Genomic DNA, 20,841 nt, shown 5'->3' on the forward strand with positions numbered 1-20,841 from the left:
GAGTATACATCCAATAATTAAATACAAAGCGGGGATTAAATAGAGTATGTTTTTAGTATTTTAGCATAAAGCAATATAAAATTAATGATTTCAGAAATACAATTTAAGATAGAGATAGACGGAATAATAAAAAATGCTATTAGAGAAGATATAGGAGATGGGGATCATAGTTCTCTAGCGTGTATTCCAGAAACAGCAACTGGAAAAGCAAAGCTTTTAGTAAAAGATGATGGTATAATTGCTGGCGTAGCGTTTGCAAAGCAAGTTTTTAATTATGTAGATTCTAGCTTAAAAATAGAAACGCTTCTTGAAGATGGCGCTGCTGTAAAGTACGGAGATATTGTTTTTTATGTAGAAGGTAGTTCGCAAAGTATATTAAAGGCAGAAAGATTGGTTTTAAATGCAATGCAACGTATGAGCGCTATTGCAACTAAAACAAATTTCTTTGTAAAATTATTAGAAGGTACAGGTACTAAGATATTAGACACAAGAAAAACTACCCCAGGAATAAGAGCATTAGAAAAATGGGCAGTTAAAATAGGAGGTGGAGAAAACCATAGATTTGCTTTGTATGATATGATTATGCTAAAAGATAATCATATAGATTTTTGTGGAGGCCTTACACAAGCTATTGAAAAAACAAAACAATATTTAAAGGAGAATAATAAAGATTTAAAAATAATTGTAGAAGCAAGAGATTTAAATGAGATTAAAGAAATATTAAAAACAGAAGGAGTATATCGTATTCTTATAGATAATTTTAATTATGAAGATACGCGCACTGCTGTAAAATTAATTGGAGATACTTGTTTAACAGAATCCTCTGGAGGTATAAATGAGAAAACTATAAGACAGTATGCAGAATGCGGTGTAAATTATATTTCTTCGGGAGCATTAACACATTCAGTTTATAATATGGATTTGAGTCTTAAAGCAGTATAAATGTCAAAAGAAATAGAGGAAAAACTTAATAAAATACCTGTTGTAAATACAGTGGTTTCTCTATTAAAAAAAATAAAATTACCTGGATTTAGAGGGCTTTCTAGTTATGATTTAATAGAAATGTATGTAGTAGGTGTGGGGCAAGGAGCATTGTCTACAAGAGCTAGTTCTATTGCTTTTAGCTTATTTATGGCTCTATTTCCTTTATTAATTTTTCTGTTAACCCTTGTGCCTTGGATTATACCATATGCAAGCGTGGGTAATGAAAATTTTGATGCGCAATTTTTAATTTTTTTAGAATCCTTTTTACCATCAGCTACGAGTGATTATTTTGGAGATATTTACCAACAAATAAAAGACCAGAAACAAGGAGGTATTCGTTCTTCTGCATTTTTAATATCTATATTTTTAATGGCAAATGGTGTAAATGCTATTTTTGGAGGTTTTGAAAATTCATATCATATAAACTTAACGCGTAATTTTTTTAGGCAGTATGCTTATGCACTACTGGTGGGCTTACTTTTGTCATTATTGCTTATAATAGGGGCTGTTGCATATGTATATTTTGAGTTTTATATAATTGATTATTTAAGTGAGTGGGCAGCAAAAACGCGAGGATATGATTTAACAAATAATGATATAGTTGGAGCGCAAATAGGAAAAGTATTGTTCTTTATTATATTATCTTATTTTACCACCGCAATTTTATATTATTTTGGAACAGCAGAAGGTAAGAAAGCAAGATTTTTTTCCTTAGGAGCTTTAATGACTACGTTGCTTTTTATGGTAACATCTTATTTATTTGGAGTTTATGTAGAAAAATTTGCAAGATATAACGAGTTGTATGGAGCATTAGGAGGATTGTTAATTTTAATGGTGTATATCTGGTTAAATTCTAATATATTGCTACTTGGGTTTGAGCTAAACGCTTCTTTAAATTCCCTGAGAAAAATATCTAATAAGAATGATTAAGTTTAGTAAAGAGATAATAATTGTATTATTTTTATTAGTAGTTAATTTAAGTCAGTCTCAGAGCGTTTTTGGAAAATGGAAAACAATAGATGACAGAACAGGCTTGCCAAAAGGAGTTATAGATATTTATAAGAAAGATGGCCTTATGTATGGTCGTTTGATAAAAGTTTTAGAACCTGGAAAAGAAAATATGCTTTGCGGTAAGTGCGAAGGAGATTTAAAAGATAAGCCAGTTTTAGGAATGACTATTATTGATGCTGCCGAAGAAAATGAAGATGGGGAGTGGAAAGGAAAAACACTTTTTGACCCAGAGCAAGCAATGACGTTTCGCTGCAAAATATGGTTAAACCCAGATAATGAAAATGAATTAAAAGTAAGAGGTTATTTAGCTTTTATATATAGAACCCAAACTTGGGTACGTGTAGAGGAATAATAAATGAGTTATTTTATTGATGTAATATTACCTATACCTTTAGAAAGGCTATTTACTTATAGTATCTCCGCAGAAGAAGCTCAGATATTACAAGCGGGTATGCGTGTGGCAGTACCATTTGGAAAATCTAAAATATACACCGCTTTAGTACATAATATACATGCTACAGCACCTACAGTTTATGAGGCTAAAGAAATACATCAAATTTTAGAAGATGAACCTTTAGTTAATGCTTTTCAGATTAAACATTGGGAGTGGTTGGCAGATTATTACATGTGTACTATTGGTGAGGTTTTTAGGAGTGCTGTTCCAAGTGCTTTTTTATTAGAAAGTGAAACCCTTATTTTAAAAAATGAAAATACAGATGTTAAGGATGCAGATTTAAAGGATGATGAATTTTTAGTATTTGAAGCGTTAGAGCACCAACCCATTTTAAAAGTACATGAGGTAGCTGCAATTGTAGAACGTAAAAATATACTTCCAATATTAAATAGATTGCTAGCAAAAGAAGTTATTCTTTTAAAAGAAGAAATATATGCGCAATACAAACCAAAACTAGTTTCTTATGTAGCTTTAGGAGAAGCATATACTACAGAAGAAGCATTAATAAAATTATTAGAATCCTTAACAAGGGCACCAAAACAAAGCCAGGTAGTATTATCTTTATTTCAATTACAAGCATCTACAAGAAAACCCATAAAAGTTTCTGATTTAGTAGAGCGTAGCGGAAGTTCTAATGCTATAATAAAATCTTTAGTCAAAAAGGGAATACTAAAAGAGTATAAAATTCAGACTGATAGAGTTTCCTTTAATTCAGATACAGAACAATCTACTTTAAAAAAATTAAATGAATTTCAGAATACTGCAATAGAAAGTATAACTGTATCTTTTGCTCAAGAGAAAGTTACTTTGTTAAAAGGAGTTACTTCTTCTGGTAAGACGGAGGTTTATGTAAAACTGATTCAAAAATGTGTAGAAGAGGGGAAACAAGCCTTATATCTTCTTCCAGAAATAGCACTTACTACGCAGTTAATTGGCAGACTTCAAAATTACTTTGGAGGGCAGGTTTCGGTTTATCATTCTAAATACAGTATTCATGAACGAGTAGAGGTTTGGAATAATGTATTAACGCAAAAATCTAAAGCACAAGTAGTAATAGGGGCAAGGTCTTCTTTGTTTTTGCCATTTAGTAATTTAGGTTTAGTAATTATAGATGAAGAACATGAAAGTTCTTTTAAACAATTTGACCCGGCACCAAGATACCATGCAAGAGATACGGCAATAGTATTAGGGAAACTGCATAAAGCAGATATTCTCCTTGGTTCTGCCACTCCAAGTATAGAAAGTTATTTTAATGCTCTAAATGGTAAATATGGATATGCAGAAATAAATAAGCGTTTTGGAAATGTATTAATGCCAGAAATTGAACTGGTAGATATAAAAGAAGAAAGCCGAAAACGAAAAATGAAAGGTCACTTTTCGGAACGTTTATTAGAAAAGATTACGGAGACATTAGATTTAGGAGAGCAAGTTATTCTTTTTCAAAATAGAAGAGGATATGCTCCTATATTAGAATGTGCTACTTGTGGTCATAGTCCGCAGTGTCCTAATTGCGATGTTAGTTTAACCTATCATCAACATAAAAAACAATTACGTTGTCATTACTGTAGTTATTATATTCCACTGCAAAAAAGTTGCCAAGCCTGTGGTAGTGCTAAGTTAGATACTAAAGGTTTTGGAACAGAGCAAGTAGAAAAAGAATTGCGAGAACTTTTTCCAGAGACTAAGGTTGGTAGAATGGATTTGGATACCACCAGAGGTAAATATGGTTATGAAAAAATAATTACTGCTTTTGAGCAACAAGAGATAGATATTTTAGTAGGTACCCAAATGCTAACAAAAGGATTAGATTTTAGAAATGTAAGCCTAGTTGGGATTATGAGTGCAGATTCGTTGCTAAATTTCCCAGATTATAGAGCGCACGAAAGAACTTTTCAATTATTAACACAAGTTGCAGGTAGGGCGGGGAGAACTAAAAAAAGAGGAGAGGTGCTAATACAAACCTATAATCCGTACCATCAAATACTAAAACAAGTTTCTGTACATGATTATGAAGGAATGTACAAAGAACAATTATATGAGCGTAGGCAATTTAAATATCCGCCTTTAAATAGGATTCTAAAAATAACATTTAAGCACAAAGATTATAATAAGTTAAATGAAGCTGCAGAATGGTTTGGTAAAGGGGTAAGAAATATATTTGGAGAGAATGTATTAGGACCAGAATATCCGCCTGTGGCAAGAATCCGTAATCAGTATATAAAACATATAACGATAAAGATTAATAAAGAAGCACATTTGGGTAAAACAAAAAATAGCATTAAAAGAGTTGAAAAATCTTTTAATGCTATTGCACACTTTAGAAGTGTAAGAGTAATCTACAATGTAGATCACATATAAGTTAAACGTTACTAAGCGCTTCTGCTAGTTCTGTTTTCTTGTTTCTACTTAATGGTATAGATCTACCGCTAACTTCAACATTTTTGCTATTGAACTTTTCAACTTTTTCTAAATTCACAATGTAGGATTTGTGAATTCTAAGAAATTTTTCTTCTGGCAATTGCTTTTCAAAAGATTTCATTGTTGATAAGATTACGATATTTGCTTCATCTGTAACTAATTTTATGTAGTCACCAAGAGCTTCAATCCACTTAATGTCATTAAGTATAACTTTTCTCTTTTTAAGATTACTTTTAACAAAAATATGCTCTTCATCTTCATGAACTTTGTTAGCTTGTTCAAACTTTGCTACGGCTCTTTTAACAGAAGCATCAAAACGAGCCATAGTAATTGGCTTGTGTAAATAATCTGTTACATCGTAGTCAAATGCTTTTAAGGCATAATCTGGTTTTCCGGTAATTAATATTACCTGAGGACTGTTATCTAGGGACTCGAGTAGGTCGAACCCAGTAATGATAGGCATCTCAACATCAAGAAAAATTAAATCTATCTCGTTGTTTTTAATACCATTCTTAGCCTCAATTGCGTTGCTGTATTCGGCTACTAATGCTAGGTTGGGATGGTTGTTTACCAATTTGGCAACTGCCATCCTCTGCATAGAGGAGTCGTCTACAATAATACTTCTTAATTTCATAAAACGGCTGATTTGTGGGGTTAAATCATCGACAAAGAACAGAAAAAACAAGATGAATTGCAACAAAAGATGTAAACAATGCATTGTTTATTGTGTAATTAGCAATGATCATATATTAAAGATTTGGTTAATTTAAATTTTAAAGCTTCCTAGTTATAACGATGAATTTTCCGTTTTCGTGTAATAAAACGTAAATAATATTATTTTATGTGATATATAAAATAATATTCCTACTTTTGCAGACCTTAAAAAATAAAGTATTATGAATCATTACGAAACTGTTTTCATTTTGAATCCCGTTCTATCTGATACGCAGATAGAGGAAACAGTTAAGAAATTTGAAGATTTCTTAATTAAGAATGGTGCCAAAATGGTAGCCAAAGAAAATTGGGGGCTAAAGAAATTAGCTTACCCTATTCAACACAAAAAGAGTGGTTTTTATCACTTGTTTGAATTTTCAGGAGAAGGAGATATAGTTACTCCTTACGAGCAAGAATTTAGACGTGACGAGCGTGTTATGCGTTTCTTAACGGTTAAGTTAGACAAACATGCAATTGCGTGGGCAGAAAAAAGAAGAACAAGAAATAAAACTACTAAAGCGTAAGGACTATGGCATCTATAGAACAACAGGCAAAAGGAAAAAAAGATGGAGAAATTAGATATTTAACTCCACTTAATATTGAAACCAATACACGTAAAAAGTATTGTCGTTTTAAGAAATCAGGTATCAAATATATAGATTATAAAGATGCAGATTTCTTAATGAAATTAGTAAACGAGCAAGGTAAATTACTTCCAAGAAGACTTACAGGTACTTCTTTAAAGTATCAAAGAAAAGTGGCGCAGGCTGTTAAAAGAGCACGTCATATTGCATTAATGCCTTACGTTGGTGATTTATTAAAATAATAAAGAAAAAGAACCATGGAACTAATATTAAAGGAAGACGTACAAAACTTAGGTTTTAAAGACGACGTAGTTAACGTAAAGAACGGATATGGAAGAAATTTTCTTATCCCTCAAGGTTTAGCTGCTCTAGCTACAACTTCAGCTAAAAAAGTTTTAGCAGAAAATTTAAAGCAAAGAGCACATAAAGAAAAGAAAATTGTAGAAGCAGCAAATAAAACTGCAGAAACTCTTAAAGGACTAGAATTAAAAATTGCTGCTAAAACTGGTGCAGGAGACAAATTATTTGGATCTGTTACTACTATAGATTTAGCTGCAGCTTTAGAAAAAGAAGGTCAAACAATAGAGAAAAAGTACATTAGTATTAATGGAGGTTCTGTAAAAAGAACTGGACCATACAATGCTCAGATTAGATTACATAGAGAGGTAATTGTAGAATTTCCTTTTGAAGTTGTTGCTGAGAATAAATAAAGTTAACAAAGCGTTAATAATTTTAAGAGCTATGCGCGCATAGCTCTTTTTTTTGGGTTAAATTTGCGTGACTCAAAAATATATTTTATGAAAAAACTGATGCTTTCAGCTTTATTGCTGGTATTTGCATTTACTTCTGTAATTGCGCAAGTTACTACTTCAAATATTAGAGGTAGTGTATTAGATAATGAAGGAGTACCTTTACTTGGTGCTAATATAGTTGCTGTTCATACACCCACAGGAACTAAATATGGTTCAATTAGTAATGAAGACGGTCGTTATAACTTACTTAACCTTAGAGTAGGAGGACCTTATAGCTTAACAATATCATATATTGGTTTTCAAGATTTTGAGCAAGAAAATATTTATTTAAGTTTAGGAAAAACTTTTAATGTAGATGCTAAATTATCTAATGCAGCAGAATCTTTAGATGAAGTTGTAGTAATATCTGATCGCGGCGGCACATTTGGTAGTGATCGTACAGGGGCAGAAACGAGTGTGGGTCGTAGAGAATTAACACGTTTGCCTACTATTTCACGTTCTGCACAAGATTTTACTAGATTAGAGCCTACAGCAAGTGGAAACTCTTTTGGAGGACGTAATGATCAATACAATAATTTTTCTTTAGACGGGGCTATTTTTAATAACCCATTTGGGTTAGATTCACCAACGCCTGGAGGTCAGTCGGGAGCTCAGCCAATCTCTCTAGATGCTATTGAACAAATTCAAGTATCTACTGCGCCTTATGATGTCACGCAATCAGGATTTACAGGTGCTACAGTAAATGCAGTAACTAAAAGTGGAACAAACGAATTTCATGGAACTGTTTATGGTTTTACAAGAAGTGAGGCTTTAACTGGTGGTAAAATTAAAGGAGAAGACGTAACTAAACCAGACTTAAATCAGAGTCAATATGGAGTTAGTATTGGAGGACCTATTGTAAAAGATAAGCTTTTCTTTTTTGCAAATTTTGAAAAAGATGAAAGAGATGATTTGGGTTCTAATGGTTGGGTGCCTAATACTGGATCAGGAGCTATTAATGAATCTAGAGTTTTAGAAAGCGATTTGTTAGCGGTTCAGTCAGGTTTAGCAGGAATTGGTTATGATACTGGGGCATATGAAGGATTTACATACGCATCAGAATCTACTAAAGGTATTTTTAAATTAGATTGGAATATTAATGATAAAAATAGATTGGCTCTTATTTATAATTTTTTAAATGCTTCAAAGGAACAACCAGCACATCCAACAGCAATAACAGCAAGAGAGCCTAGTTTTACTACTTTACAATTTCAGAATACTGGATATCAAATAAACAATAAACTAAACTCTGTGCAATTAGAGCTTAATTCAACATTGAGCGATGAAGTAACAAATAAATTACAGGTTGGATACACTCATTTTGATGATTTTAGAAATCCTTTATCTGCTCCAGCTCCTTCAATTAATATTACAAAAGATGGTGTTAATTATATTATTGCAGGACATGAGCCTTTTTCAATTCATAATAGGTTAGACCAGAAAGTTTTTCAGTTAACTAATAATATGAATATCTTTAAAGGTAATCATACCTATACTATAGGTTTTTCTTTTGAAAAATTTCAATTTGACAATTCTTTCAACTTAACTGCTTATGGTTTTGATTTGTTTGGAAGTGTTGATATTGCAGATTTTGATGCAAATAATTATGCTGGTGCATTAGCAAGTGCGCAAGCAACATTTAATGACAATAATAATTTTGAAGATGGTGAGCCAGGAAAATGGTCTTTAGCAGAAACTAATGTCGGTCAATTATCTTTTTATGTACAAGACGAATGGAGTGCTACAGATGATTTTAAATTAACCTATGGTGTGCGTTTTGATAAACCATTATACTTTGATACTAAAGATAAGATTACAGAGAATATAGATAGAAAAGGAACCTATCAACCAGATAATGTTTATTTTAATCCAAATACAGGAGAACCAACAACTATAGACTCTGAGCAATTGCCAAGTAATGATTGGTTAATTTCACCAAGAGTTGGTTTTAATTGGGATGTAAAAGGAGATAATACGACACAATTGCGTGGTGGTACAGGAGTTTTTACAGGGAAATTGCCTTTTGTATGGATGGGTAACCAAGTACAAGGAGTAGACTTTTTCTTCTACCAAGCTGTAGATCCAGATTTTAAATGGCCTCAAGTTTGGAGAACTAACATAGGAATGGATCAAGCTTTTGAAAATGGTTTGGTAGTTACGGCAGATGTAGCTTATACTAAAGATTTAAACGCTGCGCATGTACAAAACTGGGCTTATGCTGATCCTTCAGGAACTTTAAATGCACCAGGAGATAATCGTCCAATATACCAAGCAAGTGATGTTTCTACTAATGCATTTGGAGGGCCAACAAGTGCGTATGTTTTTACAAATTCTGATAAAGGTAGAATCTGGAATGTATCTTTAAAAGCGCAAAAGAATTTTGATAATGGTTTGTATGCTAGTTTAGCATATAGCTATTTAAATGCGAAAGATATAAACTCTATAGAAGCTGAAATTACGGGAGATGCTTTTGATTTTAACCCCAATTTAGGAGATGCTAATGCAGATGTTTTAGCTTTTTCTAAGTACGGAGATACGCATCGTTTTATAGGTGTAGGTTCTAAGCAATTTGTATATGGTACTAATGATAAATGGGCAACTACCATTTCTACTTTCTTTGAGTATGCACAAGGAGGAAGGTTTAATTATACCTATGCGGGGAACATAAATAATGATAGTTCTTTTCAGAATAACGATTTATTATATATCCCAACAGCATCAGAAGTGCAACAAATGCAATTTTCTGGAGCAGGACAAGCAGAGGCTTTTGAGGCTTACATTCAGCAAGACAATTACTTAAGTGATAATAGAGGTTCGTATTCTGAGCGTTACGGTGCTTTAGCTCCATGGAGAGGTAAGTGGGATATTAAAATTTTACAGGATTACAATTTTAATGTAGCTGGAAAAACACACACCATTCAATTAAGTTTTGATGTGTTGAATTTTGGAAACTTATTAAATTCAAATTGGGGACTTATTCAGCAGGCAAACAACTTAAATCCTTTATCGGTATCTGTTGATGTTAATACAAATGTACCAACCTATACTTTTAACCCAGAGTTAACAGAAACTTTTGGTTACGATGCTAGTTTAGACTCTAGATGGCAAGGACAATTTGGTGTTAGATACATTTTCTAAGCGCAAATAATTTAATTATATTTTATACTATAAAGGCCGTACTTATCGTACGGTCTTTTTATTTTTGCAGTATCAAAAAAGGAATTACTTTGAAATATACAAGATTAACAAAAGAACAATTAGAAGAGTTACAGCCTGAGTTTGTAAATTTTTTAGCTACCCAATCTATAACAGGAGAGGAATGGAAGAAAATAAAAGAGGATACACCAGAGGTTGCAGAAGATGAAGTAGATGTTTTTAGCGATTTAATTTGGGAGGGTGTTTTGTCTAAAGTTACCCACTTAGAAAATATTTCTTCTAACCAAATGCATTTATTTTCTCTAGAAGAGAAAGAAATGAAATTAATATCTGTAAAAGTTAGGAACCCTAATATAGATTTAACAACCCAGGAAGGATTTTCTTGGTTTAAAAAGAATTGGCAATCCGATTTTGTAGACTATTTAACGGCATCTAAAGCATATACAGAAGATAAAAATTTAGATAAGTTTGAAATCATAAAACAAGGAGCCGTAATAACAAAAGGCGATTTGTATAATTGGTTTGATAATGTTATTGGTAGTTAATATTTAGAAGTAGAAATATTCTGGAGGCGAAGCGAAATATAAGTCTCAGGATTTTTTATATTTATGAATTCTACCTAATCTCCAACAAAAATAAAATTTAAACCTTATTATATTTTAAATAAAAATGGCACAAAAACCATCCATACCAAAAGGAACAAGAGATTTTTCTCCTTCTGAAGTTGCAAAACGTAATTTTATTTTTGATACCGTAAAGAAGCATTTTAAAACTTTTGGTTTTCAGCCAATAGAAACCCCTTCTTTCGAAAACTCTAGTACTTTAATGGGTAAATATGGTGATGAGGGGGATCGTCTTATTTTTAAGATATTAAATTCGGGAGATTTTATTAGTAAGGTAGATGATGTAACGTACAGCTCTAAAGAATTCAAGTCGCTTACTCCAAAAATATCAGAAAAAGCGTTGCGTTATGATTTAACAGTGCCTTTTGCCCGCTATGTGGTAATGCATCAAAATGAAATAGACTTTCCTTTTAAGCGCTATCAAATTCAACCGGTATGGAGGGCAGACCGTCCTCAAAAAGGTAGGTTTAGAGAATTTTTTCAGTGCGATGCCGATGTGGTAGGAGCAAATTCTCTTTTACAAGAAGTAGAATTTATTCAATTGTATGATGCTGTTTTTACGGATTTAGGCCTAAATGGCGTAAATATTAAACTAAATAATAGAAAAATATTAGCTGGTATTGCAGAAGTAATAGGGGCTAAGCATTTATTAATAGATTTTACTGTAGCATTAGATAAGCTAGATAAAATAGGAGAAGAGGGTGTAAAGAAAGAAATGTTATCTAAAGGAATATCGGAAACTTCTATAGAAAAAGCAGCACCTTTATTTACGCTTTCTGGAACTAATTTGGAGCAACTACAGAGTTTAAAAATGTTATTATCAGATTCTGAAGAAGGCACAAAAGGAGTAGAGGAGCTAACATTTATAATAGAATCTATTACTGCTTTAGGATTGCAATCTGCTTCACTTTCTATAGACGTTACTTTAGCTCGCGGACTTAACTACTATACGGGAGCTATTTTTGAAGTAAGTGCTCCAGAAGGTGTTAAAATGGGTTCTATTGGTGGCGGTGGTCGTTATGATGATCTTACAGGTGTTTTTGGTTTAAAAGATGTTAGTGGTGTTGGCATATCTTTTGGTTTAGATCGTATTTATTTGGTGTTAGAAGAATTAAATCTTTTTCCTGAGGCAATTAAACAGTCTTTAGATGTTCTTTGTTTAAATTTTGGAGAAAAAGAAGCTCTTGCAGCACTAAAATTAATTACGCAACTCAGGAAGTCGGGTGTTAAGGCAGATATTTATCCGTCTAGCGCAAAAATGCAAAAGCAATTTAAATATGCTAATAATAGAAAAGTGCCTTTTGTAATTTTATTGGGAGATTCTGAATTAGCTAATAATTCTTTTGTGGTTAAAAACATGGAAGAAGGCTCACAAAAAGAATACAGCTTACATAAGATTGAAGATTTTATTAATCACTTAAACTAACTTCTTTAAAATTGCATTTTATCGATAGTGGCGCTAATGTTGCTATTCATTATTTTTCAATTGCAGATACTGCAAATGAATTAGTAAAATATGAAACGGATAAGGGATTGAAAGCAATCAAAATATTTGAGATTTAACAGAAGAAGAAGCTATGGTTAAAAAACCTGCAGAAGCGAATGAGAAAAATACATGATGTTTATAAAGAATTGTTTGGAGATGTTACTTGGGGTGAAATGGAGAGATAGGTTTTTTACGACCAAATTGGAAATCAAAATACAACTTTAATCATACAAACAGGAGAGCAGCGTCGTTTTGCTAATTTAATTTTGACTGTTGGTGTGGTAAAAATGGTAGAAGAAAGCGGTTTTTAGTGTGTTTTATTTATGGATTAGGTTGTGCATTTATTTTTTCAAGTATTTTTTTTAAAATGACTTCATAATAGGGCGCTTTATGCGGCACATAGCTATTGTTTTCTTTATCTGTTAGTTCGCTTTTTAGTAGATTAATTGCAATAAGTTTTAAGTTCTCCACTTCACTTTCCTGTTTTTTTAAACGATGTAAAGGGACTTTTAGTTCCGTTATAAAAGTATGATGAAACTCACAGTCTATAAGCGTGTTACTGTGTTTTTGAATGGATTTAAAAACACCAATTTTATGCAATTCTTGTTGGGAAATTTGTAGACCAATTTCTTCTTCAATTTCTCTAAGGGCAGAAATTTCTATGGGTTCTCCAGCTCCAATATGGCCGGCAACAGAAACATCCCAAAGTAGAGGAAAGGTTTTTTTGTTTTTTCCGCGTTGTTGTAATAAAATTTCTCCTTTTTTAGTATAAAACCAAATATGTACAGTTTGATGAAAAAGTCCTTTTTCATGTGCAGTTGACTTCATTACTGTTTCACCAGTTAAGTTTGCATTAGCATCTAGAATATCAATTAACTCATCCATATTAAAAAAATCCCTCTGGTTAAAGAGGGATCTAAAGTTTTACTCAAAATAACTAAAAGTTTCTCCTTCTTTTATAGTTAGTAGTGTTTCGTAAATAAGTTTAATAACATTTTCTACATCATCCTGGTGTACTGTTTCAACGGTAGTATGCATGTAACGTAATGGTAAAGAAATTAGTGCGGAAGCCACACCGCCATTACTATATGCAAAAGCATCTGTATCTGTTCCTGTAGATCTAGAAGCTGCCATTCTTTGAAAAGGAATTTTCTTTTCTTCTGCAGTTTCAATAATACGTTCTCTTAATTTATTTTGTACTGCTGGGGCATAAGAAATAACAGGTCCGGCGCCAATTTCGGTATGTCCTTGTATAGCTTTGTTAATCATAGGAGTGGTGGTATCATGACATACATCTGTAATTATAGCTACATCTGGCTTAATTGTATGCGTAATCATTTCTGCGCCACGTAATCCTATTTCTTCTTGTACAGAATTAGTGATGTATAATCCAAAAGGTAATTTTTCTTTGTTCTCATGTAATAAACGAGCAACCTCTGCAATCATAAAGCCACCAGCTCTATTATCTATTGCTCTACAAACAAATTTGTTTTTATTCAAAATTTGAAACTCATCTGGATATGTAATAACGCAGCCAACATGAACACCTAACTTCTCTACTTCTTCTTTTGTTGTAGCACCAACATCAACCGTAATATTTTCGATTTTAGGAGTATCTTCTTTAGGTCCTTTTCTAGTGTGTATTGCAGGCCAACCAAATATACCTTTAACAATTCCTTTTTTGGTATGGATATTTACCCATTTAGAAGGAGCAATCATGTGATCACTACCGCCATTACGAATTACATGAATAAGTCCGTTATCTGTAATGTAATTAACATACCAAGAAATTTCATCAGAATGCCCTTCTATAACTACTTTATATTTAGCATCTGGGTTAATAACACCAACAGCAGTACCGTAAGTGTCTGTTATAAATGTGTCTACATATGGTTTTAGATAGTCCATCCATATTTTTTGCCCTTCCCATTCGTATCCTGTAGGAGCAGCGTTATTTAGATATTTTTCAAAGAAATCAAGAGATTTCTTAGTAAGTATTTTCTTTGAAGCCATAAACTTATATTTTATATACAAACTTACTAATATTCACTAATTTTAAGTAATAACACACGCTTTTTATCGTTAATTTTGGCAAGACTTTTGCTTTATTTAAAAAGATGAAAAAGATATTCTTATTTTTTATTGTAGTAAATATTGCTAGTGTTGTTTCTGGTCAAGTCCAAGAACAACAAAATGATTCTATTCCAGAGAAGTTTATAAAAGTAGAGGGAGACTCTATTTTTCAAAGTTCTATTCCTTTACATGAGGCTTACGTTTTTGGGAGGTTAAAATTTGATAATTACGATGCAAAACTTAAATATTATATTCTTAGACGTAAGACTATAAAAGTATATCCTTATGCAAAATTAGCTGCAGAGCGTTTAGTAGAATTAAATGATACGCTTCTTCAAATTAAGAAAAAAGGGAAGAGAAAAAAATATACGAAAGAGGTTCAAAAATCTATAGAAGATGAATTTTCTGAAAAGTTAAAAAAGCTAACAAGAACCGAAGGGCAGATTTTAGTAAAACTAGTGCATAGGCAAACAGGAAACACGAGTTTTGACTTGGTGAAGGACCTTAGAAGTGGATGGCGTGCCTTTTGGTATAATACAACTGCAGGTTTTTTTAATATTACAATTAAAGCAGAGTATGACCCTGTAAATGTTCATGAGGATTATCTTATAGAAGATATTTTGCAACGAGCTTTTGCTGCAGGAAAGTTAGAAAGGCAAGAATCTGTTCTTGATTATGAATATGGTTCATTAATTAATAAATGGAAGGGTACAGCCACTAAAAAATAACTAACGTTTTGGTTTTTTATTAAAAATACCATCCATTATTACTTTTATACTATAAAACCCCATAACAATTGCCCCAAGAGCAAGTATTGCGCCAATAATAAGTACTGGCCAAAAAAAAGGATGACCTTCATTTTTAAATGCTTGGTATAAAGTTACAGGAGCAGTAAACATAAGAAGTACGGTGTATGCCATATACTTTACACCTTTCATCATTACCTCTTTATTTGTTCTCATATTTTTTATTCTATAATTATTGATTTAGAAAAAGATTGGCAAACAGCAAAGTAGCCAAATGCAAAGTTTTCGGTATCTACTTTTATATCATTAATATCTGTTGTCCCAGTAATGTTTGTAATATTTCCTTTTACAGTAGTTACAGGAGTCTGAAAAGGACCTTGAGAGCCGCCACTTTGAACAATTACTAAATCCATATAATTATAGAAAGCTTCATCTACGCCCAATAAATTAATATTAATTTCCATTCCGGAAGTAATATCATCATTATAAAAATAAGAAAATTCAAAAGATTTTCCTTCATAAAAATCATCTTCGGTTACTAAATACTCATTAAAATCAAGGTCAAATAAATAGTAGTTGTCTTCATTAGGAATATCTGTAAAAGCTATAATGATTTCTGTTTCGTTGCCTTCAAATAAAGTGCCATTTCCTTGCTCTAATTTTGTTATCTCTGAGGCTTCCATATAGGTAGCTCTTGCTGCATATGTTTGGTCTTCGTGTTCTATATATAAAGCTAATTCGCCATTGGTAAAGAATGTAGTGTTTTGTACACCAACATATATTCCAGGTTCTGATTCTTGTAAAAATAAAGAGGTTTCACTTCTTAGGTTCGTAATAACTATTTGGTTTAGTTTAGCTGGTTTTAAGTCATCAAAAAAAGAACTTGTAAGTTCAGCTATAACTTTAACAGTAGTTCTTGTTTTACTAGTGTCAACTCTAATTAAAGCGTCAATATTAAGCTTAGGAGCTTCACTGGGAGCATCTACTTCTATAACATCTTCGCAAGAGAAAAAAAGAAAACCTAGAATTAAAAAGGGTAGAAGGTTCTTCATGATTCTAAAATTTAAAATTATAAGTTACTGCGGGTACTATACCAAAAATTGAAGTGCGTATGGCTTCGTTATTTCCTGTTTCTGTATTTCTATTAAAATTAATAGAGGCAGCATTTTTTCTATTATATAAATTGTAAATGCTAAATACCCATTCGCTTTTTATTTTTTTTAAAGTATTTTTTTTTGGAGTTAGAGTTGCAGAAAGATCTATTCTATGGTAGTTTGGTAAGCGTTCATTATTTCTAAGGCCATAGTAAGGAACAGTTAATCCTTGAAATTGAAATTGACCAACAGGGTAATTGGTAGGTTGCCCAGTTTGGTATATAAGGTTAGAGTTTATGCTCCACTTTGTATTTAATTTATAACTGGCATATAAAGAAAAATCATGCGTTTTGTCATAGGCAGTGCTATACCATTCTCCAAAATTTATACCAGTTTCTATAGGAGTTCTTCCTGGTGTTTGCTGTTCAGATTTAGAAAGGGTATATGCAAACCATCCTTTTAACTTTCCTTCATTCTTCTTAAATAAAAACTCTACGCCATAAGCTCTAGCTCTTCCGTTTAAAATTATTTGTTCAATAGCATCATTAGCTATTAAGTTAGCTCCATTTATATAATCTATTCTATTTTTAATTTTTTTATAAAACACTTCGGTTTCTACACTGTAATTATTTTCATCAATAGTTTTAAAATATCCTAATGCAAACTGGTCTAAAAGTTGTGGTTTAATAAATGGGCCACTTGGAGTCCAAACATCTAAGGGAGTAGGGGAGCTTGTGTTAGATAGTAGATGAAGGTATTGTGATAATCTAGTATAGCTACCTTTTATAGCATTATTTTTAAAAGAATAGGAAAATCCTAATCGAGGTTCTAAATTAGTAAAAGTCTCTAGACTTCCTTTTTTTGCATTGCTGGTTTCTGTTGGAGTTGCAGAATAATATAATTGAAATTCTTCATTGAAAAGTATGGCTTCATTATTTTCGTATACATTAATTTCATCTTGACCCAATCTAGTAAAATGGCTAAACCTTACCCCATATTGTAGACTTAGGTTTTTGGTTATATTTTGCTCTATATCTATATACGCAGCAAATTCATTTGCAAATTTTTGTGTTAATTGTTCTTCTATGATTCCAGAGTTAGAATTACTAGGTTCTATTTCTCCAGGATTAAATTTGTAGTAAATATTATTGATACCATAATTTACTTGTAAATCATTATTTAAGTAGTGTTTTAAATCGTATTTAATATTAAAATTTTGTATGCCTGAGTTCCAATTAAAGCCTACAAAATCTAATTTTAAACCATAGTAATAATCAGAATATATTAGGGATAAATTTGAAAATAGCTTATCTGAGAATAAATGATTCCATCTAAAATTTCCAACAGAATTACCATAAGTATTTACAAAACTATCACTAATGCCAAAAACATCTCTTCCAAAATAGCCAGATAAATATAGATTGTTATTTTGGTTTATTTTGTAATTAAGTTTAGCGTTAAGATCAAAAAAATATGCTGTATTATCTAAATCAAATAAAGGAAAAAAAAGATGCGCATAAGAACCACGACCGCCTATTAAAAAAGCAGATTTATCTTTAATTATTGGGCCTTCTACCAAAAGTCTGCTGGCAACTAAACCTAATCCTCCGTTTACTTTAATTTCTTTGCTGTTTCCTTCTTTTTGAAAAATATCTAATACGGAGGATACTCTGCCACCATATCTTGCAGGGATGCCACCCTTATATAATTTTATGTTTTTAATTGCATCGGGATTAAAAACGGAAAAGAATCCAAATAAATGGGAAGAGTTAAAGATCGTAGCCTCATCTAGTAAAATTAAATTTTGGTCTGCCGAGCCGCCACGTACATTAAAGCCAGAAGCACCTTCACCAGCATTTGTTACTCCTGGTAAAAGTAAAATAGATTTAATAATATCTGCCTCTCCTAATATTACTGGAATGTTTTTAATAGTTTCGGCCTTTAGAGTGTTAACACTCATTTGCGGTTTTCTAATATCTATGCGCTCTTTATTTTCAGTGACAATAACTTCTTCTAACTGTTCTGCTTCTTCTTTAAGTTGAAAGTTTATTTTTTTATTATCTGTCAGTGTAATGTCTTTTTTTATTTCTTGAAAACCTAAATAACTAGTTACTAAGGAGTAGTTACCTTCTGGTAACGTAATAGAATAAAAACCATATTCATTTGTTATTACTCCTGTTTGTAATTCTGGAATTGCAATAGTTACACCAATAAGGGTTTCATTACTATTTTTTTGAGATACAATACCGCTAAGTGTAAATTTTTGTTGTCCAAAGGATAAATAGGAAGAGCTTAAGAAAATGATGAGGCAAACTCTTATAAGAAACTTCATTGTAGTTTTTTTATAAAAATAGTCAGTAAAAACAAGGTAATCTTACACTTAACAATTATTTAATAAATGAAAAAACCCTTGTTGTAAAAAAACAAGGGTTTTTATTTACTTAAATAACATAGTTTAAATTTTGTCTAATATGCTATTAAGAGTTTTACTAGGTCTCATTGCTTTAGTAACAAGCTCTGCATCTGGCATATAGTAGCCGCCAATATTATTTTCTTTTCCTTGAGAATCTATTAATTCTTGTGCAATAGTATTTTCATTCTCAGAAAGTTCTTTATAAACGCCACTAAATAATTTTTTTAGTTCAGCATCTTTATCTTGCTTAGCTAAAGCTTCTGCCCAATATAAAGAAAGATAAAAATGACTTCCTCTGGTATCTATTTCATTTACTTTTCTAGAAGGAGATTTGTCATTTATTAAAAACTTTTCTGTAGCGGTATCTAAAGTTTCTCCAAGTACTTTTGCTTTTGTATTGTTTTCTTTTTCTCCGAAAAACTCTAAAGATACTCCTAGTGCTAAAAATTCTCCTAAAGAATCCCAACGTAAATGTCCTTCTTCTATAAATTGTTGTACATGTTTAGGAGCAGAACCTCCTGCGCCTGTTTCAAATAAACCACCGCCATTCATTAAAGGAACTATAGAAAGCATTTTTGCACTTGTGCCAACTTCTAAAATTGGAAATAAATCGGTTAAATAGTCTCTTAATACATTCCCAGAAACAGATATTGTATCTTCTCCTTTAATAATTCTCTCCAATGTAAATTGGGTAGCCTTAATAGGAGATAATATTTGAATGTCTAAGCCATTTGTATCGTGGTCTTCTAAATAGGTATTTACCTTTTTTATAAGTTCTGCATCATGAGCTCTATTTTCATCTAACCAAAAAATTGCAGGGACTTTTGTGGCTTGCGCTCTAGAAACCGCAAGTTTTACCCAATCTTGAATAGGAGCATCTTTTACTTGACACATTCTCCATATATCGCCTTCTTCAACAGTATGTTCTATTAGTGTATTTCCGTTAGCATCAATAACCTTTACAACACCTGCGGCGTCTATTTTAAAAGTTTTGTCATGAGAACCGTATTCTTCTGCTTTTTGAGCCATAAGTCCAACATTAGGAACAGTTCCCATTGTAGTAGGATCAAAAGCACCATGCTTTTTACAAAAATCTATAGTAGCGGTGTATATTCCAGCATAACTACTATCTGGAATAACAGCTTTTGTATCTTGAGCTACACCTTGCGCGTTCCACATTTGTCCAGAGTTACGAATCATTGCTGGCATAGAGGCATCAATAATTATATCACTAGGAACATGCAAGTTTGTAATTCCTTTATCAGAATTAACCATTGCTAAATCAGGACCATTTTCAATTGTAGTAGCAATGTCCTTTTCAATTTCTGCTTTTTTATTAGCAGGTAAGTTATTTAATTTAGCGTATAAACTTTCTAGACCATCACTAGCTTTAATACCTAATTCGTTAAAGGTAGCTTGGTGTTTTGAAAAAACATTTTCAAAATAAGCTTCTACAGCATGACCAAATATAATAGGATCCGATACCTTCATCATAGTGGCTTTCATGTGTAATGAAAAAAGGATGCCTTTTGCTTTGGCATCAGCAACTTGTTCTTTAAGAAAAGAAACAAGTGCTTTTTTATTCATAACAGTAGCGTCTATAATTTCGCCATCTAATAAATTTACTTTATCTTTTAAGATAGTTGTAGATCCATCATTTGCAGTCAACTCTATTTTAACATTAGTTGCTTTTGGGATAGTAATAGATTTTTCATTAGCTTGAAAGTCACCTTCCCCCATAGTAGCAACATGGGTTTTAGAGTCAGCACTCCAAGATCCCATTGAATGTGGATTTTGTTTTGCGTAATTTTTTACAGCCTTAGGAGCTCTACGGTCAGAGTTTCCTTCTCTTAAAACAGGATTTACTGCGCTACCTTTAATTTTGTCATATCTAGCTTTAACGTCCTTTTCTACATCTGTAGTTGCATTATCTGGGTAACTAGGAACGTTATATCCTTTACTTTGCAATTCTTCTATTGCTTCTTTAAGTTGGGGTATAGATGCACTAATATTTGGAAGCTTAATAATATTGGCTTCTGGCTGTTTTGCCATGGCGCCCAATTCTACTAAATCATTAGTAATTTGTTGGTTTTTTTCTAAGAAATCTGGGAATGTGGCTCTTATTCTGCCTGCTAAAGAAATGTCCTTAGTTTCAATTGTAATTCCAGAAGTTTTTGTAAAAACACTTACTATAGGTAAGAAAGATTGTGTAGCTAAAGCTGGTGCTTCATCTGTTTGGGTATAAAAAATTTTTGGCATGTATGTATTTCATTAAGTTTAAGCAAAACAAAGAT

19 protein-coding genes are annotated in these 20,841 nt (G+C 32.0%); 12 read left to right on the forward strand and 7 right to left on the reverse strand.

The window, feature by feature from the left end:
• Positions 1 to 84 precede the first annotated feature (84 nt).
• The 4 genes from nadC to priA are packed head-to-tail and all read left to right on the forward strand — an operon-like array spanning position 85 to position 4,807.
• Complete coding sequence (gene nadC / locus Q0945_RS06760; protein WP_299432478.1) at positions 85 to 942, forward strand: carboxylating nicotinate-nucleotide diphosphorylase; 858 nt, start codon at positions 85 to 87, stop codon at positions 940 to 942.
• Entirely contained in the window at positions 943 to 1,914 is a 972-nt protein-coding gene (locus Q0945_RS06765) for a YihY/virulence factor BrkB family protein (RefSeq protein ID WP_299432481.1), read from the forward strand.
• Complete coding sequence (locus Q0945_RS06770; protein WP_299432484.1) at positions 1,907 to 2,347, forward strand: DUF2147 domain-containing protein; 441 nt, start codon at positions 1,907 to 1,909, stop codon at positions 2,345 to 2,347. The genes Q0945_RS06765 and Q0945_RS06770 overlap by 8 nt, the downstream gene beginning before the upstream one ends.
• Before the next feature lie 3 nt (positions 2,348 to 2,350).
• Complete coding sequence (gene priA, locus Q0945_RS06775; RefSeq protein ID WP_299432487.1) at positions 2,351 to 4,807, forward strand: primosomal protein N'; 2,457 nt, start codon at positions 2,351 to 2,353, stop codon at positions 4,805 to 4,807.
• A 1-nt stretch (position 4,808) separates the two neighbouring features.
• Here priA and Q0945_RS06780 read toward each other — a convergent pair whose 3' ends face one another.
• Positions 4,809 to 5,501, reverse strand: coding sequence for a LytTR family DNA-binding domain-containing protein (locus Q0945_RS06780; protein ID WP_121067576.1), 693 nt, complete (start codon positions 5,499 to 5,501; stop codon positions 4,809 to 4,811).
• Positions 5,502 to 5,763: 262 nt separating this feature from the next.
• On the opposite strand from Q0945_RS06780, the gene rpsF reads away from it, so the two are divergent.
• The 7 genes from rpsF to Q0945_RS16135 all read left to right on the forward strand — a co-directional run bounded on the left by rpsF (position 5,764) and on the right by Q0945_RS16135 (position 12,532).
• Positions 5,764 to 6,105: a 30S ribosomal protein S6 gene (gene rpsF / locus Q0945_RS06785; RefSeq protein ID WP_121067573.1), complete on the forward strand. Its 342-nt coding sequence runs from the start codon at positions 5,764 to 5,766 to the stop codon at positions 6,103 to 6,105.
• A 5-nt stretch (positions 6,106 to 6,110) separates the two neighbouring features.
• Positions 6,111 to 6,407, forward strand: coding sequence for a 30S ribosomal protein S18 (gene rpsR, locus Q0945_RS06790; RefSeq protein WP_121067570.1), 297 nt, complete (start codon positions 6,111 to 6,113; stop codon positions 6,405 to 6,407).
• Between the two features lie 15 nt (positions 6,408 to 6,422).
• The gene (rplI, locus tag Q0945_RS06795) at positions 6,423 to 6,875 is read left to right on the forward strand and encodes a 50S ribosomal protein L9 (protein WP_121067567.1); all 453 of its coding nucleotides are present in this window, start codon (positions 6,423 to 6,425) and stop codon (positions 6,873 to 6,875) included.
• A gap of 87 nt (positions 6,876 to 6,962) precedes the next feature.
• On the forward strand, positions 6,963 to 10,094 hold the full coding sequence (locus Q0945_RS06800) for a TonB-dependent receptor (RefSeq protein ID WP_299432496.1): 3,132 nt from the start codon (positions 6,963 to 6,965) through the stop codon (positions 10,092 to 10,094).
• Positions 10,095 to 10,183: 89 nt separating this feature from the next.
• A complete protein-coding gene (locus tag Q0945_RS06805) occupies positions 10,184 to 10,657 on the forward strand; it encodes a DUF6495 family protein (protein ID WP_299432499.1) in 474 nt (157 codons plus the stop codon).
• A gap of 124 nt (positions 10,658 to 10,781) precedes the next feature.
• Positions 10,782 to 12,161: a histidine--tRNA ligase gene (gene hisS, locus Q0945_RS06810; protein ID WP_299432502.1), complete on the forward strand. Its 1,380-nt coding sequence runs from the start codon at positions 10,782 to 10,784 to the stop codon at positions 12,159 to 12,161.
• 260 nt (positions 12,162 to 12,421) lie between these two features.
• Positions 12,422 to 12,532: an RbsD/FucU domain-containing protein gene (locus Q0945_RS16135; protein ID WP_366136063.1), complete on the forward strand. Its 111-nt coding sequence runs from the start codon at positions 12,422 to 12,424 to the stop codon at positions 12,530 to 12,532.
• A gap of 10 nt (positions 12,533 to 12,542) precedes the next feature.
• Here the strand turns inward: Q0945_RS16135 and Q0945_RS06815 are convergent, their stop codons facing one another.
• Together Q0945_RS06815 and Q0945_RS06820 are read right to left on the reverse strand one after the other, a co-directional pair.
• Complete coding sequence (locus Q0945_RS06815; protein WP_299432505.1) at positions 12,543 to 13,106, reverse strand: NUDIX domain-containing protein; 564 nt, start codon at positions 13,104 to 13,106, stop codon at positions 12,543 to 12,545.
• 39 nt (positions 13,107 to 13,145) lie between these two features.
• Positions 13,146 to 14,234 (reverse strand): M42 family metallopeptidase, encoded by a 1,089-nt coding sequence (locus Q0945_RS06820; protein ID WP_299432508.1) that lies wholly within the window; start codon positions 14,232 to 14,234, stop codon positions 13,146 to 13,148.
• A gap of 104 nt (positions 14,235 to 14,338) precedes the next feature.
• On the opposite strand from Q0945_RS06820, the gene Q0945_RS06825 reads away from it, so the two are divergent.
• The gene (locus tag Q0945_RS06825; protein WP_299432511.1) at positions 14,339 to 15,022 is read left to right on the forward strand and encodes a DUF4294 domain-containing protein; all 684 of its coding nucleotides are present in this window, start codon (positions 14,339 to 14,341) and stop codon (positions 15,020 to 15,022) included.
• Here Q0945_RS06825 and Q0945_RS06830 read toward each other — a convergent pair whose 3' ends face one another.
• From Q0945_RS06830 to Q0945_RS06845, 4 genes are all read right to left on the reverse strand, one after another.
• A complete protein-coding gene (locus tag Q0945_RS06830) occupies positions 15,023 to 15,256 on the reverse strand; it encodes a DUF6095 family protein (protein ID WP_299432513.1) in 234 nt (77 codons plus the stop codon).
• A 5-nt stretch (positions 15,257 to 15,261) separates the two neighbouring features.
• On the reverse strand, positions 15,262 to 16,092 hold the full coding sequence (locus tag Q0945_RS06835; RefSeq protein ID WP_299432516.1) for a DUF4249 family protein: 831 nt from the start codon (positions 16,090 to 16,092) through the stop codon (positions 15,262 to 15,264).
• Between the two features lie 4 nt (positions 16,093 to 16,096).
• Positions 16,097 to 18,466 (reverse strand): TonB-dependent receptor, encoded by a 2,370-nt coding sequence (locus Q0945_RS06840; RefSeq protein WP_299432519.1) that lies wholly within the window; start codon positions 18,464 to 18,466, stop codon positions 16,097 to 16,099.
• A gap of 123 nt (positions 18,467 to 18,589) precedes the next feature.
• On the reverse strand, positions 18,590 to 20,806 hold the full coding sequence (locus tag Q0945_RS06845; RefSeq protein WP_299432522.1) for an NADP-dependent isocitrate dehydrogenase: 2,217 nt from the start codon (positions 20,804 to 20,806) through the stop codon (positions 18,590 to 18,592).
• Positions 20,807 to 20,841 lie beyond the last annotated feature (35 nt).

The organism is uncultured Maribacter sp., from assembly GCF_947500405.1.
Taxonomy (GTDB): domain Bacteria; phylum Bacteroidota; class Bacteroidia; order Flavobacteriales; family Flavobacteriaceae; genus Maribacter_B.

Bases quoted from the DNA above. Each gene is read 5' to 3' on its own strand.
- nadC (WP_299432478.1), top strand. From the start codon at position 85: ATGATTTCAGAAATACAATTTAAGATAGAGATAGACGGAATAATAAAA.
- Q0945_RS06765 (WP_299432481.1), top strand. From the start codon at position 943: ATGTCAAAAGAAATAGAGGAAAAACTTAATAAAATACCTGTTGTAAAT.
- Q0945_RS06770 (WP_299432484.1), top strand. From the start codon at position 1,907: ATGATTAAGTTTAGTAAAGAGATAATAATTGTATTATTTTTATTAGTA.
- priA (WP_299432487.1), top strand. From the start codon at position 2,351: ATGAGTTATTTTATTGATGTAATATTACCTATACCTTTAGAAAGGCTA.
- Q0945_RS06780 (WP_121067576.1), bottom strand. From the start codon at position 5,501: ATGAAATTAAGAAGTATTATTGTAGACGACTCCTCTATGCAGAGGATG.
- rpsF (WP_121067573.1), top strand. From the start codon at position 5,764: ATGAATCATTACGAAACTGTTTTCATTTTGAATCCCGTTCTATCTGAT.
- rpsR (WP_121067570.1), top strand. From the start codon at position 6,111: ATGGCATCTATAGAACAACAGGCAAAAGGAAAAAAAGATGGAGAAATT.
- rplI (WP_121067567.1), top strand. From the start codon at position 6,423: ATGGAACTAATATTAAAGGAAGACGTACAAAACTTAGGTTTTAAAGAC.
- Q0945_RS06800 (WP_299432496.1), top strand. From the start codon at position 6,963: ATGAAAAAACTGATGCTTTCAGCTTTATTGCTGGTATTTGCATTTACT.
- hisS (WP_299432502.1), top strand. From the start codon at position 10,782: ATGGCACAAAAACCATCCATACCAAAAGGAACAAGAGATTTTTCTCCT.
- Q0945_RS06815 (WP_299432505.1), bottom strand. From the start codon at position 13,106: ATGGATGAGTTAATTGATATTCTAGATGCTAATGCAAACTTAACTGGT.
- Q0945_RS06820 (WP_299432508.1), bottom strand. From the start codon at position 14,234: ATGGCTTCAAAGAAAATACTTACTAAGAAATCTCTTGATTTCTTTGAA.
- Q0945_RS06825 (WP_299432511.1), top strand. From the start codon at position 14,339: ATGAAAAAGATATTCTTATTTTTTATTGTAGTAAATATTGCTAGTGTT.
- Q0945_RS06830 (WP_299432513.1), bottom strand. From the start codon at position 15,256: ATGAGAACAAATAAAGAGGTAATGATGAAAGGTGTAAAGTATATGGCA.
- Q0945_RS06835 (WP_299432516.1), bottom strand. From the start codon at position 16,092: ATGAAGAACCTTCTACCCTTTTTAATTCTAGGTTTTCTTTTTTTCTCT.
- Q0945_RS06840 (WP_299432519.1), bottom strand. From the start codon at position 18,466: ATGAAGTTTCTTATAAGAGTTTGCCTCATCATTTTCTTAAGCTCTTCC.
- Q0945_RS06845 (WP_299432522.1), bottom strand. From the start codon at position 20,806: ATGCCAAAAATTTTTTATACCCAAACAGATGAAGCACCAGCTTTAGCT.